This is a genomic window from Streptomyces sp. NPDC050211 (assembly GCF_040656035.1).
Taxonomy (GTDB): Bacteria; Actinomycetota; Actinomycetes; order Streptomycetales; family Streptomycetaceae; genus Streptomyces.
In genome coordinates, this window is record NZ_JBFALC010000008.1 from 112626 (window position 1) to 130236 (window position 17611).

Consider the following 17611-nt stretch of genomic DNA (forward strand, 5'->3'; position numbering starts at 1 on the left):
ACTACTCACGCGACTACTCAAGCGATTACTCAGGGGTGACGTCCAGCGCGTGGCCGACGAGGGACAGCAGGGTCTCGATCACGGAGATCCGGCGCCGCGCGTCCATGATCATGACAGGTATGTGCGCGGGGATCGTGAGCGCCTCCCGCACGTCCTCCGGCTCGAACCACTCGCTGCCGTCGAAGTGGTTGACCGCGACGACATACGGCAGCCCGCAGCTCTCGAAGTAGTCCAGCGCCGGGAAGCAGTCCTTCAGGCGCCGGGTGTCGGCCATGACCACCGCGCCGATCGCGCCGCGCACGAGGTCGTCCCACATGAACCAGAACCGCTGCTGGCCCGGCGTGCCGAACAGGTAGAGCACGAGGTCGTCGTCGAGCGTGAGGCGGCCGTAGTCCATGGCCACGGTGGTGGTCAGCTTGTCCGGGGTGCCGGTGAGATCGTCGGTGTCCGCGCTGGCCTGCGTCATCAGCGCCTCCGTCTGGAGGGGCGTGATCTCCGAGACGGCCGTGACGAGGGTGGTCTTGCCTACGCCGAAGCCGCCGGCGACGACGATCTTCGTGGCGACGGGGGCGCGGGCGAGCTGCGTCTGCCAGGACTGGAGGTTCTCGTCGGACTCGGGTTCGGGCTCGACGTAGGGGGAGACGCCTCTCGCGGCGTCAGAGACGACGGAGTCCACTCAGCACCCTTTCCAGCAGTGCCCGGTCCGGCCGGCCGGTGCCGTGGCCGGTTCCGGTGCCGTACACACGGATCTTTCCCTGGTCCGCGAGGTCGCTGATGAGCACGCGGACCACGCCGAGCGGCATCTTCAGCAGCGCGGCGATCTCGGCCACCGTGCGCATACGGCGGCACAGTTCGACGATGGCCCGCATCTCCGGCATCACCCGGGTGGTGAGGGAACCATTCGTCAGTTCCCTGCGCTCCTCGGGGGCTTCGATGGCCGCGGTGCTCGCCACGAACGTCTCCACGAGGAGGACGTGCCCGAAGCGGGTGCGGCCGCCGGTGAGCGAGTACGGGCGTACGCGGGCGGGCTTGCGGTCGGCGCCGCGGACGGGGAGCCTCTTCGGACCACTGCTGCTCATCGGGCACTCCCGGTCGACTCGGCTTCCAGGGATTGGCGGAGTTCGCTGCGGAGTTCGGGGGTCAGGACGTGTCCGGCGCGGCCGACGAACAGTGCCATGTGATATGCCACTACGCTCATGTCGCAGTCCGCCGAGCCGTGCACGCCGAGCAGCGATCCGTCGCTGATCGACATCACGAACAGGCTGCCCTCGTCCATCGCGACCATCGTGTGCTTCACCGCGCCGAACTCCATGAGCTTCGCGGTGCCGATGGTGAGGCTGCCGATGCCGGAGACGACGGTGGCGAGGTCGGCGGAGGAGCCGCGGGGGCCGGTGGGGCGGGTGGCGAGGGCCTCGCGGGCGGCGGCGTTGCGGCCCGGGTCGGAGGAGAGCAGCAGGAGTCCGTCGGAGGAGACCACTGCGACCGACTCGATGCCCGGGACCTCCTCGACCAGGTTTGTCAGCAGCCAGTGCAGGTTGCGGGCTTCACTGCTCAGTCCGAAGGTTCCGAAGGTACTGGGCGCGGTCAACTGCTTGCCTCCTCGACGGTGCCCCCCGTGGCTTCTTCGGCTTGTGGTGCGTGTGTGGTGGGCGCGCCGGGTACGTGGTGCTGGCCCGTTTGTTCGGCGATCTCCGCTTCTACGTCGCGGTAGCCCGCCTCGGCTCCTCGGCGGAAGCCACCTAGGCGGCGGCGTAGGGCTTCGGCGTCTACGGAACCGCTGCGCGGGCGGGGCACCGATGTGGGTGCGGTGATCTTCGGGGTGCGTTTGGGCAGGCCCTTGTCGGTGACGCGGTCTTCGGGCTCGTCGGGGGTGCGGTGGTGTTCCGCCTCGGCTTCGCCTTCGGCGGGTTCGTTCCCACCCGCACCACCCGTGCGGGATTCGTGGTCGGGTGCGGGTGGCCCCTGTGGGGCGTCCTCGCCGTCGGCGGCCGCGGGTTCGGGCGGTGCGGCCGTGGGGTCGGGCCGTGCGGCCTCGGGTTCGAGCGGTGCGGGCGCTGGTTCGGGCGGTGCGGGCGCTGGGTCGGGCGGTGTTGAGGTGGGGAGTAGGAGCTCGATCGTTGTTTCGGTTGGGTGCTCTCTTGGGCCCGCCGGATCCGGTACGGACTTCTCGGCGTTCCCCGTTTCCCGTACGGCCTTCTCCGCTAGCGCTACCAGTGGGTCGGTGCCGGTCTCCGAACGGCCGTGCAGGACGTTGGAGTTGGCCTCGGCGTCCGCGCCCGGAGACGACGACGGGACCTCGACGGACGGGGCGGTGGCCAGGAGGGGCTTGGGGAGGACGGCGACCGAGGTGATGCCGCCTTGTTTCTGCTCGCGCAGCTGGACGCGGACGCCGTGTCGGTGGGCGAGGCGGGCCACGACGTACAGGCCGAGGCCGAGACCCTCCTCGCCCTGCTGGTCGTACGACGCCTCAGGGTCGAAGTCGGCTAGGCGGGCGTTGAGGGCGGTCATCCGGTCGGCGGTCATGCCGATGCCCTCGTCCTGGACGGAGAGCATGACCTCGCCGCTCTCCAGGAGCCAGCCGGAGATCTCTACGGGCAACTCGGGCGGCGAGGACGAGGTGGCGTTCTCCATGAGTTCGGCGAGCAGATGGCTCAGGTCGTCCGCGGCGAACCCGGCGATGTGCGCATGCGGCGGCAGCGCGGCGATGCGGACCCGCTCGTACCGCTCGATCTCGCTCACCGCGGCCCGTACGACGTCGATCAGCGGCACGGGCCCGGCGCTGTGCTGGACGTGCTCGGTGCCGGCGAGGACCAGGAGGTTCTCGCTGTGCCGGCGCATGACGGTGGCGAAGTGGTCGAGCTTGAAGAGGGTGGCGAGCCGGTCGGGGTCCTGCTCGCGCTCCTCCAGGCCCTCGATGACGCCGAGTTGGCGTTCGACGAGGCCGAGGGTGCGCAGCGCGAGGTTGACGAAGGTGGTGCCGATGCTGTCCCGCAGCCGGTCCAACTGGGCGGTGGACTCGGCGAGTTCGGCCCGCAGCTGCTCGCGGGCGTCGGCCATCTTCTGCCGCTGGCCGACCAGGTGCTTGCGGTCGGCCTCCAGCGTGGCGACCCGCTCGTGGAGGGCGGCGGCCTGCGCGTGCAGTGCGTTGACGGAGCGGACGACCTGGGCGAACTCGTCGTTGCGGCCGGTGAAGGTGACGGGTTCCGCGGCGGCGGGATCCTCCGCGTTCGCCAGCCGGGCCGAGCCGCGCTTCAGGACGGACAGCGGGCGGGTGAGCGTACGCGCCATGGCCGTGGCGATACCGATGGTCAGCAGGACCAGCGCGCCGAGGACGGCGATCCGGATCTCCAGCTCGGTGACATCGTCGTCGCGCAGCTGGGCGAGGTCCTTGGTGCGCCGGTCGAAGAGCGCGGACTCGGCGCCGCGCATCGCGTCGACACGGGCGGACAGGGCGGCGCCCGCCTTCTCGGTACTGGTGCCGAGTTCGCCGTCGGAGAGGGTGGGCTGGTCGGTGAGGGAGGCGAGGTACTTCTCGCCGGCGTCGACCTCGGGACCGGTGACCGTGTTGCTGTAGGAGGTACGGGCCGACTTGGGCGCGGTGTCGCGGAACTCGGCGAGGGCCGCGTCGGAACGCAGCCGGGCCTCCTGGGCGGCGCCGGTGAGGGCGTCACGCTGCTTGGTGTCGGCGTCGGTGGACCGGGTGACGGTGCTGGCCAGACCGGTGATGGGGTCGATGACCGTCTCGGTGGTGCGCGGGATGTTGAGCGCGGCGAGGAGCAGTCCGCGGGCGGCGGCGGCCTGCTGGACGGCGGAGTCCAGCTCGGCGAGGGCGTAGGCGCCGGAGCCCGCGCGGGGCGGCATCTCCTCGGCCAGCTGCTCGGCGAGGCGGTGGAGTTCGGCGATGGTGGCGGAGTAGGCGTCGTGCGTGTCGAGAGCACTGCTCTTTCCGGTGAGCGCCGCTCTCCGCAGGGCCGCGATCCCGTCGAGGTCGGACCGCAGCGACGCGGGCGCGTCCGGGTCGGCGCGCAACTCCTCGACCTGCCGGTCCACGCGGACGCTGCGCTGCTCGCTCGGCGCCTTGGACTTGGGCCGGCCGGCCGCGATGTACGAGGTCACCTCGTCCCGCTCGTCGGCCAGCGAGTGGGCGAGCGTGAGGGCGCTCTCGGTCTGCTCGGAGAGCGTCACCAGCGACTGGGAGTCGCTCAGCTGCCCCGAGGCGGCGACGATCGAGGGCGCTCCGGCCCCGGCGACGGCGGCGGCCACCACAGCGACAGCGACGATCAGCCGGTTGCGTACGTGGGTCGGGCGGCCCTGGCCGGCGAGTGTGTCCGACGTGTGCTCCGTGCCCCCTGGGGAGGCCGTCTGCTTGCCTGTACGACGAGGCCGCGTCTTCTGCACCGGTGCTCGCATTCCTGACTCGTGATACCCCTGGGCCCGGGTGGCGCTGCGTCAACTGGTGCTCCCAGCCGGTACGTCCGCCCGGTACGGATCCCGACCCTCCCACGCCGGTGGGCAGCGGTCGCGCATCACCTGACCCGCCACCCGAAGGAGTGAACCTCGGTCGGCAGCGGGCGGGCAAGTTCCCGCGGCGCCTCCGACGGGCCCCGGCGGCGGGCCGGTTGGACGTCTGCGGCGCACGATGGCACTATGTGCCGCCACGCCTTCCCGGAAGAAACCATTCCACCCCATTTCAGGCTTCTGACCTGCGAGGGTCCTGCACGAGTGCGCCAACTCGGCGACTGTTGCGACCCTTTGACGAACCTCGTGAAGAGCTCGTGGAGACTGGCCGAATGCGAACCGAAGTTGTCTCGGAGCCCGGCGATCCGACCCACCCCAACGAGGACTTCGCGAGTGTCGCCCTCCCGGCCTCCGGACAGGGCGGCGCTGTGGTCGTCCTGGACGGCGTGACACCCCCGAAGGACGGGACCGGCTGTCTGCATTCCGTCCCTTGGTACTGCGCACGTCTCGGCGGCGCCCTGACCGAACTGACCGTTTCCCTCCCGGATGTTCCGCTGGCCGAAGCCCTTGCCTCCGCCATCGCGCGTACCGCCGAGTCCCACGCGCAAACCTGTGACCTTTCTCACCCCCGCACCCCACAGGCAACCGTGGTCCTGGCGCGGTGGTCAGCGAAGGCGGTGGAGTACCTGGTCCTCTCCGACTCGGCGCTCCTGGTGGAATCCCCCGACGGCACGATCACACCCCTCCTCGACGACCGCCTCTCCCGCCTCCCCCGCACCTCCCTCACCACCGACGCCATCGCCGACGCCACCGTCCGCAACAAGGACGGCGGCTTCTACACCGCCGCCGCGGACCCGACGGTCGCTTCGCGGGCGGTGACGGGGGTGCTGCCACGCCACGAGGTCCGCGCCCTCGCCGCCCTCACGGACGGCGCGACCCGCTGGGTGGAGAAGTTCGGCGCGGGCGACTGGGTGGACTGCTTCGACCTCGTACGCAAGGAGGGGGCCGGGGAGTTGGTGGCACGGGTACGGGCACTGGAACTGGCGGACACGGAGCGGGTGTACCTCCGGCGCAGCAAGACGCACGACGATGCGACGGTGGTGTACGCGGAGCTGTGAGCGCGCCGCCGGATCAGCTTTCCGCCTGCCGGTTCAACTTTCCATTTGCCGGTTCAGCTGATGCAGCAGCCGCGCCAGCTCGGCGACCTCCCCGCGGTCCCAGTGCGCGAGCTGGTTGACGTACCGCGCCCGGCGGGCCTCCCGCACCTTGCCCACCCGACCACGACCCTCCTCCGTCAGATGGATGAGCCAGGCCCGCCCATCCGCCGGGTCGGGCTCACGGACAACAAGACCGAGATCCTCCAGCGCCCGCAGCTGACGCGACATCGTCGCCTTCCCGACCCCGATGTACGCGGCGAGTTCCGTGGCGCGCTGGCCGCCGAGTTCATCCAGCCGGACCAGCAGACCGTACGCGGCGGACTCCAGGTCGGGGTGGACCTCGCGGGCCATCTCGCCCTGGTTGGCGCGGGCCCGGCGCAGCAGCACGGTCAACTCCCGCTCCAGGGACAGGAATTCCCGGTCCACACCACTCGGCGACGTGTCGGATTCGACTCGACGTCCGCCGTCGTTTCCGTCTTCGTGCACGTCAGCCCCTACCTTGAATTTCCCGGTCCTGAAAGTTTCCGCCAAATGCAGTCATAGCCGCAGCTCCGTCAGTATTTCGCAGGCGTAGACCAACGGCAGCCCCCGGACCCCCTTCCCACCCGCTCCCCGACGTGCGTAGCTTCCTTATCAGGAACTTGCCTGGCATGCCCACGCCAGATACGCATCGGACGCGGCGCCGGCAGCCGCGTTCCCCCCATCGCCTTCTCCACCGAGCACAACCGAGCCCTCGGAGGCACGCTATGACCGTGCACAGACCTGGATCGGTACACCCCCGGCGCCTCTCCGCCGTCGGCACCCTGCTCGCTGCCCTGTCTCTCCTGTTCGCCCTCGCCGCCCCAGCCACCGCCGACGAGGAGCCGGACGCCGACAAGCCGGCCCGCGGCTCCGCCTACATGGGCATGGGCGTCCTCGCCCACGACGGGCAGCTCGGCGGCCCGCCCGCCGACACCCGCGCCACCCAGACGGAGGGCGTGGACGTCTCCAGCCATCAGGGCAACGTCGCCTGGTCCACCCTCTGGAGCAGCGGCGTCCGGTGGGCGTACACGAAGGCGAGCGAGGGGACGTACTACACGAACCCCTACTTCACCCAGCAGTACACCGGCTCGTACAACGTCGGCATGGTGCGCGGCGCCTACCACTTCGCCACCCCCGACACCACCAGCGGCGCCGCCCAGGCGAACTACTTCGTCGACCACGGCGGCGGCTGGTCCCGCGACGGCAAGACCCTGCCCGGCGCGCTCGACATCGAGTGGAACCCGTACGGCGCAACCTGCTACGGCAAGACGCAGAGCGGCATGGTCAGCTGGATCCGTGACTTCCTGAACCAGTACAAGGCCCGCACCGGCCGCGACGCCGTCATCTACACCGCGACCAGCTGGTGGACCCAGTGCACCGGCAACTACGCCGGCTTCGCCTCCGCCAACCCGCTGTGGGTCGCCCGATACGCGTCGACCGTGGGCACGCTGCCGGCGGGATGGTCGTACTACACGATGTGGCAGTACACGTCCTCCGGGCCGACGGTCGGGGACCACAACAAATTCAATGGCGCGCTCGACAGGGTCGTCGCGCTCGCCAACGGCTGACGCTGACTTCTCGTCGTACGGCGAAGGCCCGGGCCTCCCTCACAGGGACCCGGGCCTTGCCTGCCGGTCGCGCCCGTCACGCCGCGACCGGAACCTCCGGGGCCGCGTCGCTCGTGGCCGGCGACAGGGCCAGTTCCAGGACCTGGCGGACGTCGGTGACGGTGTGGACGTCGAGCTTGTCCAGCACCTCGGCGGGGACGTCGTCCAGGTCGGGCTCGTTGCGCTTGGGGATGACGACGGTGGTGACGCCCGCCCGGTGGGCCGCGAGGAGCTTCTGCTTCACGCCGCCGATCGGGAGGACCCGGCCGGTCAGCGAGACCTCGCCGGTCATCGCCACGTCCGTGCGGACCAGACGGCCGGAGAGCAGCGATGCGAGGGCGGTCGTCATCGTGACGCCCGCGCTCGGGCCGTCCTTCGGCACCGCGCCCGCCGGGAAGTGGATGTGCACGCCCCGGTCCTTCAGGTCGGCCACCGGCAGCTCCAGTTCGGCGCCGTGCGAGCGCAGGAAGGACAGGGCGATCTGCGCGCTCTCCTTCATCACGTCACCCAGTTGGCCGGTCAGCGTCAGGCCCGCCGCGCCCGTCTCCGGGTCGGCCAGCGACGCCTCGACGAACAGGACGTCACCGCCCGCGCCGGTCACCGCGAGACCGGTGGCGACACCGGGGACCGCCGTACGGCGCTCCGCCGGGTCCTGCGCGGACTCGGGCACGTGGTGCGGCCGGCCGATCAGGTCACGCAGGTCACCGTCACCGACCGTGAACGGCAGCTTCCGCTCACCCAGTTCGTGCTGCGCTGCGACCTTGCGGAGCAGCCGTGCGATGGAGCGCTCCAGGTTGCGGACGCCCGCCTCGCGCGTGTACTCGCCGGCGAGCTTGCGCAGCGCGCTCTCGTCGATGACGACCTCGTCCTCGTTGAGACCGGCCCGCTCCAGCTGGCGCGGGAGCAGGTGGTCGCGGGCGATGACGATCTTCTCGTCCTCGGTGTAGCCGTCGAGGCGGACCAGCTCCATACGGTCGAGCAGGGCCTCCGGGATGGCCTCCAGGACGTTCGCCGTGGCGAGGAAGACGACATCGCTCAGGTCGAGTTCGACCTCCAGGTAGTGGTCACGGAACGTGTGGTTCTGCGCCGGGTCCAGGACCTCGAGCAGGGCCGCCGCCGGGTCGCCGCGGAAGTCCGAGCCCACCTTGTCGATCTCGTCGAGCAGGACGACCGGGTTCATCGACCCGGCCTCCTTCACGGCGCGGACGATACGGCCGGGCAGCGCGCCGACGTACGTACGCCGGTGGCCGCGGATCTCGGCCTCGTCGCGGACGCCACCGAGGGCGACACGGACGAACTTGCGGCCCATGGCGTGCGCCACCGACTCGGCGACCGAGGTCTTGCCGACGCCGGGTGGGCCGACGAGGGCCAGTACGGCACCGCCGCGCCGTCCGCCGATGACACCGAGGCCACGCTCGCTGCGCCGCTTGCGCACCGCCAGGTACTCGGTGATCCGCTCCTTCACGTCCTCCAGGCCCGCGTGCTCGGCGTCGAGGACCTCCTTCGCGCCCTGGATGTCGTACGCGTCCTCGGTCCGTTCGTTCCACGGCAGTTCGAGGACGGTGTCGAGCCAGGTGCGGATCCAGGAGCCCTCCGGGGACTGGTCGCTGGACCGCTCCAGCTTGTCGACCTCCTTGAGCGCGGCCTCGCGGACCTTCTCGGGGAGGTCGGCTGCCTCGACGCGGGCGCGGTAGTCGTCGGACTCCTCGCCGTCCTTCTCGCCGTTCAGCTCGCGCAGTTCCTTGCGTACGGCTTCCAGCTGACGGCGGAGCAGGAACTCGCGCTGCTGCTTGTCGACGCCCTCCTGGACGTCCTTGGCGATGGTCTCGGCGACGTCCTGCTCGGCGAGGTGGTCGCGCAGCTGCTGGGTGGCGAGCTTGAGGCGGGCGACGGGGTCGCCGGTCTCCAGCAGCTCGATCTTCTGTTCCGTGGTGAGGAAGGGCGAGTAGCCGGAGTTGTCGGCGAGCGCGGAGACATCGTCGATGGCCTGCACGCGGTCCACGACCTGCCAGGCGCCGCGCTTGCGCAGCCAGGCGGTGGCGAGGGCCTTGTATTCCTTGACCAGTTCGGTGACGTGGCCCGGCAGCGGCTCGGGCACGCTCTCGTCGACCCTGGTCGCCTCGACCCACAGCGCCGCGCCCGGCCCGGTGGTCCCGGCCCCGATCTGCACGCGCCCGCGCCCCCGGATGAGGGCACCCGGGTCACCGTCGGCGAGCCGGCCGACCTGCTCGACGGTCCCGAGCACACCCGTGCCCGTGTACGTCCCGTCGATGCGCGGCACCAGCAGCACCCTCGGCTTCCCCGGCTCCGACCGCGCGGCGACCTGGGCGGCCTCCACCGCGGCCCGTACATCGGTGTCGTTCAGGTCCAGCGGCACCACCATCCCGGGCAGCACGACCTCGTCGTCGAGCGGCAGCACGGGCAGGGTGAGCGGTGAGGACGTCGAAGCCATGATCTCCCCTTCGGCAGTCAAGTTGAGCTATGCCGACTCAATGCTCGTGAGCCTCCGAATGTTCCCCAGCATGTGTTCGCTGTCAGCGATCGAAGTGACGGTGCTGGTGAAGGGGTTGGGGCGCACGGGAAAGTGGGCCATACGGGGAAGCGCCACAGGAGCCCGCGAATTCCCGGTGCCACACGACGCCCGAAACGGGCAGACGCGCTGAAGGGGCGCGGGGAACTGCGCGACCAGCCCCCACCGGCCCGCAGATCACGTACTGCGCCCCACCCACGAACGCATCATCGGCCACATCCCGATCCCGACCCCCAGCGCGATCAAATGCCCCCAGTTGGACATCGGATCCAGAAACGCGATCAGGTCATCCACCAGCACCCAGCCGAAGAGACCCAGCAACGGCCACCGCAACCACGGCGACAGCAGCCCCGCCAACGCGCCGATCGACGCCGCGACGCCGAAGCTGATGCCGTAGTCGAGGCGATGGAGCGAGGAGTCGGGCAGATGGCCCGCCAGTACCGCGAGGCCGATGGGGACTTCGGTCGCGAGGGTGGCCAGCACATGCCCGGCCAGGAACACGACGGCCGTGCGCGCGCCGCCGATCCGCCGTTCCAGGGCGGTGAGGACGAGCAGGAAGGCCACCGCGAACGGCGACAGCAACCCGCCCGCGACCCACAGCGCGCTGGCCAGCAGCACGAACACGGGCGTGGCGACGAGGTGCGCCACGTCCGTGCTGGAGCCCTGGACGAGGGTGTGGACGAGGGCAGGGTCGGCGTACTCCATGATCAGCGAGGTGCCCGCCAGCACGGCCGCGTAGGTGAAGGTGAAGGGGGTTCCCGTGGGGGTGGGCAGCAACTGCCATGGACCGGGGGCGCGCTTGCGAGGGGGCGCCGGTATCGGGCCCCGTTGCCGCGGCATCCCGTTCAGCAGGCCGGAGACCTCGGGGAGGACGTCAGGAGACGTCGTCGGCGCGATCCGTTCCACCGTGCGGCGCTCCTTCCGTTGCACCCCCACCCTCCGCGCCCTCGCGAACCGCTGTCTGTGACGGACGCCACCTCGCAGCCGATTCACACCGAACTCTCAGACGACCCCGCTGCCGTTGCCGGGGTCGCCCGAAGGTGTAGTGCCGAACAGCGCCCTCCGGTTCATGTCTCGTCAACACGATGTCCGCAATTCCATCAACAATCCGTCAGAGAAGTGCCACGATGGGTCGATGCCCACCGCATACGACATGCCCGAAGTCCTGGACCGTCGTGAGGGCCCGTACGGAGAGGTCGTCCTGCGCCGCCACGGCGAACTGCTGCAGATCATCGCGAACGGCTGCTTCCTGATGGACACCTCCGACGGCCGCTCGGAGCGGCGGCTCGTCGATGTCGCACTCGATGCCCTGGACGCCCGTGAGCGGCCGAACGTGCTGATCGGAGGCCTGGGCGTCGGCTTCTCGCTCGCACACGCCGTGGAGAACCGGCGCTGGGGCCGCATTACCGTCGTCGAACGCGAACCGGCCGTCATCGACTGGCACCGCGAAGGTCCTCTGTCCGAAGTGTCCGCAAAGGCACTCGCGGATCCCCGCACGGAGATCGTTGAAAGTGACCTGATCTCTTACGTCAATGAGACTTCCGACACGTATGACGCACTGTGCCTCGACATCGACAACGGGCCCGAATGGACCGTCACCGAGGACAACGACGGACTGTACTCACCGGCCGGACTGGCGGGCTGCGCAAGGGTGTTGAGGCCAGGGGGCGTCCTGGCCGTATGGTCGGCGAAGCCCTCTCCGGAATTTGAAGGAACCCTATGGAATGCCGGTTTCCAACAGGTGCGTACCGATGAGATCCCGGTTGCCCGGGGCGTTCCGGACGTCGTGCATCTCGGCGTCCGACCTGGATAGCAAACGGCCGGTGACTCCCCGTACTCTGCTTCCCTGACGCCGATCATTCAAGCGTCAATCGCAGACATGCGCAGTCATAAGGGATCACCCCACGGATTCCGGAAAGCAACTTCAGGGGCGGGCGATGGAGCAGACACACACCTCCCACAACGGCACGGCAACGGCCACCCCGGGCGCACAGCGCCGGGTGCTGGTGGTCGAGGACGACCCCACGATCGTGGACGCCATCGCCACCCGCCTGCGTGCCGAAGGATTTCTCGTACAGACGGCGGGCGACGGCCCGGCCGCCGTCGACACGGCCGAGGCCTGGCAGCCCGATCTGCTGATCCTCGACATCATGCTGCCGGGCTTCGACGGCCTGGAGGTCTGCCGGCGCGTACAGGCCGCGCGGCCGGTGCCGGTGCTGATGCTCACGGCACGTGACGACGAGACGGACATGCTGGTCGGGCTCGGCGTCGGTGCCGACGACTACATGACCAAGCCGTTCTCGATGCGGGAGCTGGCCGCCCGGGTGCACGTATTGCTGCGCCGGGTGGAGCGGGCCGCGATCGCCGCCTCCACGCCGCGCAGCGGCATCCTGCGCCTCGGCGAGCTGGAGATCGACCACGCGCAGCGCCGGGTGCGGGTCAGGTCCGAGGACGTGCATCTCACGCCCACCGAGTTCGATCTGCTGGTCTGCCTGGCGAACACCCCGCGCGCGGTGCTCTCCCGTGAGCAGCTGCTCGCCGAGGTGTGGGACTGGGCGGACGCCTCCGGCACCCGGACCGTCGACAGCCACATCAAGGCGCTGCGGCGGAAGATCGGCGCCGAGCGGATCCGGACGGTGCACGGCGTGGGCTATGCGCTGGAGACGCCGACGCCATGACCGACGGGCCGGCCCCGCGCAGAGGCCCCGGGGAATCCTGGGGCGGCGTACGTCCGTTCTCGATCAAGACCAAGCTGGGTGCGCTCGTCGTCATCTCGGTCCTGATCACCACCGGTCTGATGATGATCGCGATGCGCACCGAGACCGAGCTGCGCTTCATCACGGTCTTCTCGATGATCGCCACCCTGCTGATCACGCAGTTCGTGGCGCACTCGCTGACCGCGCCGCTGGACGAGATGAACGCGGTGGCCCGGTCCATCGCGCAGGGCGACTACACACGCCGGGTGCGGGACAACCGGCGTGACGAGCTGGGCGATCTGGCCGAGACGATCAATGCCATGGCCGACGAGCTGGAGGAGCAGGAGCGCCAGCGCAAGGAGCTGGTGGCGAATGTCTCGCACGAGCTGCGGACGCCGATCGCGGGCCTGCGCGCGGTCCTGGAGAACATCGTCGACGGCGTCACCGAGGCCGACCCGGAGACCATGCGGACGGCCCTGAAGCAGACGGAGCGGCTCGGTCGGCTGGTGGAGACCCTGCTCGACCTCTCCCGGCTCGACAACGGCGTCGTACCGCTGAAGAAGCGGCGTTTCGAGGTGTGGCCGTATCTGTCGGGCGTGCTCAAGGAAGCCAACATGGTCGCCCCCGTCCGCGCGGGCATCGCCTCCGGATCCGGCACCCACACCCGTACGGACGTCCATCTGCACCTCGATGTCTCCCCGCCGGAGCTGACCGCGCACGCCGACCCGGAGCGGATCCACCAGGTCGTCTCCAACCTGATCGACAACGCGGTCAAGCACAGCCCGCCGCACGGCCGGGTGACGGTGAAGGCGCGGCGCGGGAACTACCCCGAGTCGCTGGAGCTGGAGGTCCTCGACGAGGGGCCCGGTATCCCCAGGTCGGAGTGGCACCGCGTGTTCGAGCGGTTCAACCGGGGAGCCGTGAACCGCCCGCACGGACCCGGCAGCGACGGTGGCACGGGGCTGGGCCTGGCGATCGCCCGCTGGGCGGTGGATCTGCACGGCGGCCGGATCGGCGTGGCCGAATCCCAGCGAGGTTGCCGGATTCTGATCACCCTTCCGGGCGAGCCATCCATGCCAAGTTGACGTAAAGTTCGAACCGGAGCCACAAGATCCACGTCGGTCCCCGCTGCGGGACACGTGTGATCAGGCAGAGGCCCGCGCCTTGATCGCGCCGGGTTGGGGTCGAACCATCCCTTCCGCACCGGAACCACGCTTGTTTCCCGCCATTTCCACCACCGAAACACGCGGTTCAGTGTGACTTACACGACGATGGGCAGGCCCGGACTGACCTTCGCGGCCATGGAGGCGTAGCCTTGATTCCCGCTGTCCATCACCTTGTGAAGCGGAAGAGGGCGGTTGCCGCCGTGTCGCCACAGTCCCCCAGTAACTCGAGCATCTCGACCGACACCGACCAAGCGGGGAAGAACCCCGCGGCCGCGTTCGGGCCGAACGAGTGGCTCGTCGACGAGATCTATCAGCAGTACCTCCAGGACCCGAATTCCGTAGACCGCGCCTGGTGGGACTTCTTCGCCGACTACAAGCCCGGGGCCGCCGCCCCGTCGGCTCCGGCGGGTACCGCGGCCGCGGGGGCCGCGGGCACCACCACCACGGCTCAGCCGGCGCAGGCCCCGGCCGCACCGGCCGCTCCCGCCACCCCGGCTCCGGCACCCGCGGCCCCGAAGCCCGCCGCCGCGGCTCCCGCCCCGGCGAAGGCGCCCGCCAAGCCCGCGGCCGCCGCGCCCAAGGCCGCGCCCGCGACTCAGGCCCCCGACGGCCCGGAGTACGTGACGCTGCGCGGCCCCTCCGCCGCGGTCGCCAAGAACATGAACGCCTCGCTGGAGCTGCCCACGGCCACGTCCGTGCGCGCGGTCCCGGTGAAGCTGCTGTTCGACAACCGCATCGTCATCAACAACCACCTCAAGCGCGCCCGGGGCGGGAAGATCTCCTTCACGCACCTGATCGGCTACGCGATGGTGCAGGCCATCAAGGCCATGCCGTCGATGAACTACGCGTTCGGCGAGAAGGACGGCAAGCCGACGCTGGTCAAGCCGGCGCACATCAACCTCGGCCTCGCCATCGACCTGGTGAAGCCGAACGGCGACCGCCAGCTGGTCGTCGCGGCCATCAAGAAGGCCGAGACGCTGAACTTCTTCGAGTTCTGGCAGGCCTACGAGGACATCGTCCGTCGCGCCCGCGACAACAAGCTGACGATGGACGACTTCACCGGTGTCACGGTCTCGCTGACCAACCCCGGCGGTCTCGGCACCGTCCACTCGGTCCCCCGCCTGATGCCCGGCCAGTCGGTCATCATGGGCGTCGGCTCGATGGACTACCCGGCGGAGTTCCAGGGCACCTCCCAGGACACGCTGAACAAGCTCGGCATCTCCAAGGTCATGACGCTCACGTCGACGTATGACCACCGGGTGATCCAGGGCGCGGCCTCCGGCGAGTTCCTCCGCCAGGTCGCCAACCTCCTCCTCGGCGAGAGCGGCTTCTACGACGAGATCTTCGAGGCCCTGCGCATCCCGTACGAGCCGGTCCGCTGGCTCAAGGACATCGACGCGTCGCACGACGACGACGTGACGAAGGCCGCCCGTGTCTTCGAGCTGATCCACTCCTACCGGGTCCGCGGCCACGTCATGGCCGACACGGACCCGCTGGAGTACCGCCAGCGCAAGCACCCCGACCTCGACATCGTCGAGCACGGCCTCACCCTGTGGGACCTGGAGCGCGAGTTCGCCGTCGGCGGCTTCGCCGGCAAGTCGATGATGAAGCTGCGCGACATCCTCGGCGTGCTGCGCGACTCGTACTGCCGCACCACCGGCATCGAGTTCATGCACATCCAGGACCCCAAGCAGCGCAAGTGGATCCAGGACCGGGTCGAGCGCGGCCACACCAAGCCGGAGCGCGAGGAGCAGCTGCGCATCCTGCGCCGGCTGAACGCCGCGGAGGCCTTCGAGACCTTCCTGCAGACGAAGTACGTCGGCCAGAAGCGCTTCTCCCTGGAGGGCGGCGAGTCCGTCATCCCGCTGCTGGACGCGGTGCTGGACTCGGCCGCCGAGTCCCGCCTGGACGAGGTCGTCATCGGCATGGCCCACCGCGGCCGGCTGAACGTGCTGGCGAACATCGTCGGCAAGTCGTACGCCCAGATCTTCCGCGAGTTCGAGGGCAACCTCGACCCGAAGTCGATGCACGGCTCCGGCGACGTGAAGTACCACCTGGGCGCCGAGGGCACGTTCACGGGCCTGGACGGCGAGCAGATCAAGGTCTCCCTGGCCGCGAACCCGTCCCACCTGGAGACGGTCGACCCGGTCATCGAGGGCATCTCCCGTGCCAAGCAGGACATCATCAACAAGGGCGGCACGGACTTCACGGTCCTGCCGGTGGCGATCCACGGCGACGCGGCCTTCGCGGGCCAGGGCGTGGTGGCCGAGACCCTGAACATGTCGCAGCTGCGCGGCTACCGCACCGGTGGCACGGTCCACGTCGTCATCAACAACCAGGTGGGCTTCACCGCCGCGCCGGAGTCGTCCCGCTCGTCGATGTACGCCACCGACGTGGCGCGCATGATCGAGGCCCCGATCTTCCACGTGAACGGCGACGACCCGGAGGCCTGCGTGCGCGTCGCGCGGCTGGCCTTCGAGTTCCGCCAGGCGTTCAACAAGGACGTGGTGATCGACCTCATCTGCTACCGCCGCCGCGGTCACAACGAGTCGGACAACCCGGCCTTCACCCAGCCGCTGATGTACGACCTGATCGACAAGAAGCGCTCGGTGCGCAAGCTCTACACCGAGTCCCTCATCGGTCGCGGCGACATCACCCTGGAAGAGGCCGAGCAGGCGCTGCAGGACTACCAGGGCCAGTTGGAGAAGGTCTTCACCGAGGTCCGTGAGGCGATCTCGCAGCCGGCCGCGGCTCCGGTGTCGGACCCGCAGGCCGACTTCCCGGTCGCCGTGGGCACCGCGATCTCCACGGAGGTCGTGAAGCGGATCGCCGAGTCCCAGGTCAACATCCCGGACTCCTTCAACGTCCACCCGCGTCTGCTGCCGCAGCTGCAGCGCCGGGCGGCGATGGTCGAGGACGGCACGATCGACTGGGGCATGGGCGAGACCCTCGCGGTCGGCTCCCTCCTGCTGGAGGGCACCCCGGTCCGCCTGTCCGGCCAGGACTCCCAGCGCGGCACCTTCGGCCAGCGCCACGCGGTGCTCATCGACCGTCAGACGGGCGAGGAGTACACCCCGCTGCAGTACCTCGCCGAGGACCAGGCGCGGTACAACGTCTACAACTCCCTGCTCTCCGAATACGCGGTCATGGGCTTCGAGTACGGCTACTCGCTGGCCCGTCCCGACGCGCTCGTGCTGTGGGAGGCGCAGTTCGGCGACTTCGTCAACGGCGCGCAGACGATCGTCGACGAGTACATCTCGGCGGCGGAGCAGAAGTGGGGCCAGACGAGCGGCGTGACGCTGCTCCTCCCCCACGGCTACGAGGGCCAGGGCCCGGACCACTCCTCGGCCCGCGTCGAGCGCTTCCTCCAGCTCTGCGCCCAGAACAACATGACGGTCGCGATGCCGACGCTCCCGTCGAACTACTTCCACCTCCTGCGGTGGCAGGTGCACAACCCGCACCACAAGCCGCTGGTGGTCTTCACGCCGAAGTCGATGCTGCGCCTCAAGGCCGCCGCGTCGAAGACGGAGGAGTTCACGTCGGGTCAGTTCCGCCCGGTCATCGGCGACGCGACCGCGGATCCGGCCGCGGTCCGCAAGGTCGTCTTCGTGGCGGGCAAGCTGTACTACGACCTGGAGGCCGAGCGGCAGAAGCGCGGCGCCACGGACACGGCGATCATCCGCATCGAGCGGCTGTACCCGCTGCCGGGTGCCGAGCTCCAGGCCGAGATCGCCAAGTACTCGAACGCCGAGAAGTACCTCTGGGCCCAGGAGGAGCCGGCGAACCAGGGTGCCTGGCCGTTCATCGCCCTCAACCTGATCGACCACCTGGACCTCGCGGTCGGCGCCGACATCCCGCACGGCGAGCGCCTGCGGCGCATCTCGCGCCCGCACGGCTCGTCCCCGGCGGTCGGCTCCGCGAAGCGGCACCAGGCGGAGCAGGAGCAGTTGGTGCGTGAGGTGTTCGAGGCGTAGTC

General features: G+C 69.8%; 13 protein-coding genes. 6 read left to right on the forward strand and 7 right to left on the reverse strand.

Going from position 1 to position 17611, the window contains the following annotated elements; genetic code table 11:
* Positions 1-25: 25 nt before the first annotated feature.
* Genes AB0I98_RS11120 through AB0I98_RS11135 form a run of 4 tightly spaced genes read right to left on the reverse strand, consistent with a single transcriptional unit; the run spans position 26 to position 4398 of the window.
* Positions 26-676: an ATP/GTP-binding protein gene (locus tag AB0I98_RS11120; protein WP_362938608.1), complete on the reverse strand. Its 651-nt coding sequence runs from the start codon at positions 674-676 to the stop codon at positions 26-28.
* Positions 657-1079 (reverse strand): DUF742 domain-containing protein, encoded by a 423-nt coding sequence (locus AB0I98_RS11125; protein WP_328438591.1) that lies wholly within the window; start codon positions 1077-1079, stop codon positions 657-659. Before AB0I98_RS11125 ends, AB0I98_RS11120 begins: the two co-directional genes overlap by 20 nt.
* Complete coding sequence (locus AB0I98_RS11130; protein ID WP_362938611.1) at positions 1076-1588, reverse strand: roadblock/LC7 domain-containing protein; 513 nt, start codon at positions 1586-1588, stop codon at positions 1076-1078. Before AB0I98_RS11130 ends, AB0I98_RS11125 begins: the two co-directional genes overlap by 4 nt.
* Positions 1585-4398, reverse strand: coding sequence for a nitrate- and nitrite sensing domain-containing protein (locus AB0I98_RS11135; RefSeq protein WP_362938614.1), 2814 nt, complete (start codon positions 4396-4398; stop codon positions 1585-1587). The genes AB0I98_RS11130 and AB0I98_RS11135 overlap by 4 nt, the downstream gene beginning before the upstream one ends.
* A gap of 392 nt (positions 4399-4790) precedes the next feature.
* On the opposite strand from AB0I98_RS11135, the gene AB0I98_RS11140 reads away from it, so the two are divergent.
* Positions 4791-5576 (forward strand): protein phosphatase 2C domain-containing protein, encoded by a 786-nt coding sequence (locus AB0I98_RS11140; RefSeq protein WP_362938617.1) that lies wholly within the window; start codon positions 4791-4793, stop codon positions 5574-5576.
* 33 nt (positions 5577-5609) lie between these two features.
* On the opposite strand, the gene AB0I98_RS11145 is transcribed toward AB0I98_RS11140, so the two are convergent.
* The gene (locus tag AB0I98_RS11145) at positions 5610-6101 is read right to left on the reverse strand and encodes a MarR family transcriptional regulator (RefSeq protein WP_362938620.1); all 492 of its coding nucleotides are present in this window, start codon (positions 6099-6101) and stop codon (positions 5610-5612) included.
* Between the two features lie 260 nt (positions 6102-6361).
* Here AB0I98_RS11145 and AB0I98_RS11150 point away from each other — a divergent pair, with 260 nt between their 5' ends.
* Positions 6362-7204 carry a lysozyme gene (locus AB0I98_RS11150; protein ID WP_362938623.1) on the forward strand — a complete coding sequence of 281 codons (843 nt, stop codon included), beginning with the start codon at positions 6362-6364 and terminating at the stop codon, positions 7202-7204.
* 76 nt (positions 7205-7280) lie between these two features.
* On the opposite strand, the gene lon is transcribed toward AB0I98_RS11150, so the two are convergent.
* A complete protein-coding gene (lon, locus tag AB0I98_RS11155) occupies positions 7281-9695 on the reverse strand; it encodes an endopeptidase La (protein ID WP_362938626.1) in 2415 nt (804 codons plus the stop codon).
* A gap of 255 nt (positions 9696-9950) precedes the next feature.
* On the reverse strand, positions 9951-10679 hold the full coding sequence (locus AB0I98_RS11160) for a rhomboid-like protein (RefSeq protein WP_362938629.1): 729 nt from the start codon (positions 10677-10679) through the stop codon (positions 9951-9953).
* A gap of 229 nt (positions 10680-10908) precedes the next feature.
* Here AB0I98_RS11160 and AB0I98_RS11165 point away from each other — a divergent pair, with 229 nt between their 5' ends.
* The 4 genes from AB0I98_RS11165 (at position 10909) to AB0I98_RS11180 (ending at position 17609) form a co-directional block, all read left to right on the forward strand.
* The gene (locus tag AB0I98_RS11165) at positions 10909-11586 is read left to right on the forward strand and encodes a spermidine synthase (protein WP_362938632.1); all 678 of its coding nucleotides are present in this window, start codon (positions 10909-10911) and stop codon (positions 11584-11586) included.
* A gap of 124 nt (positions 11587-11710) precedes the next feature.
* On the forward strand, positions 11711-12451 hold the full coding sequence (locus tag AB0I98_RS11170; RefSeq protein WP_155056874.1) for a response regulator transcription factor: 741 nt from the start codon (positions 11711-11713) through the stop codon (positions 12449-12451).
* A complete protein-coding gene (locus AB0I98_RS11175; protein ID WP_362938635.1) occupies positions 12448-13554 on the forward strand; it encodes an ATP-binding protein in 1107 nt (368 codons plus the stop codon). The genes AB0I98_RS11170 and AB0I98_RS11175 overlap by 4 nt, the downstream gene beginning before the upstream one ends.
* A 281-nt stretch (positions 13555-13835) precedes the next feature.
* Positions 13836-17609, forward strand: a complete 3774-nt coding sequence (locus tag AB0I98_RS11180) for a multifunctional oxoglutarate decarboxylase/oxoglutarate dehydrogenase thiamine pyrophosphate-binding subunit/dihydrolipoyllysine-residue succinyltransferase subunit (RefSeq protein ID WP_362938637.1) — start codon at positions 13836-13838, stop codon at positions 17607-17609.
* Positions 17610-17611 lie beyond the last annotated feature (2 nt).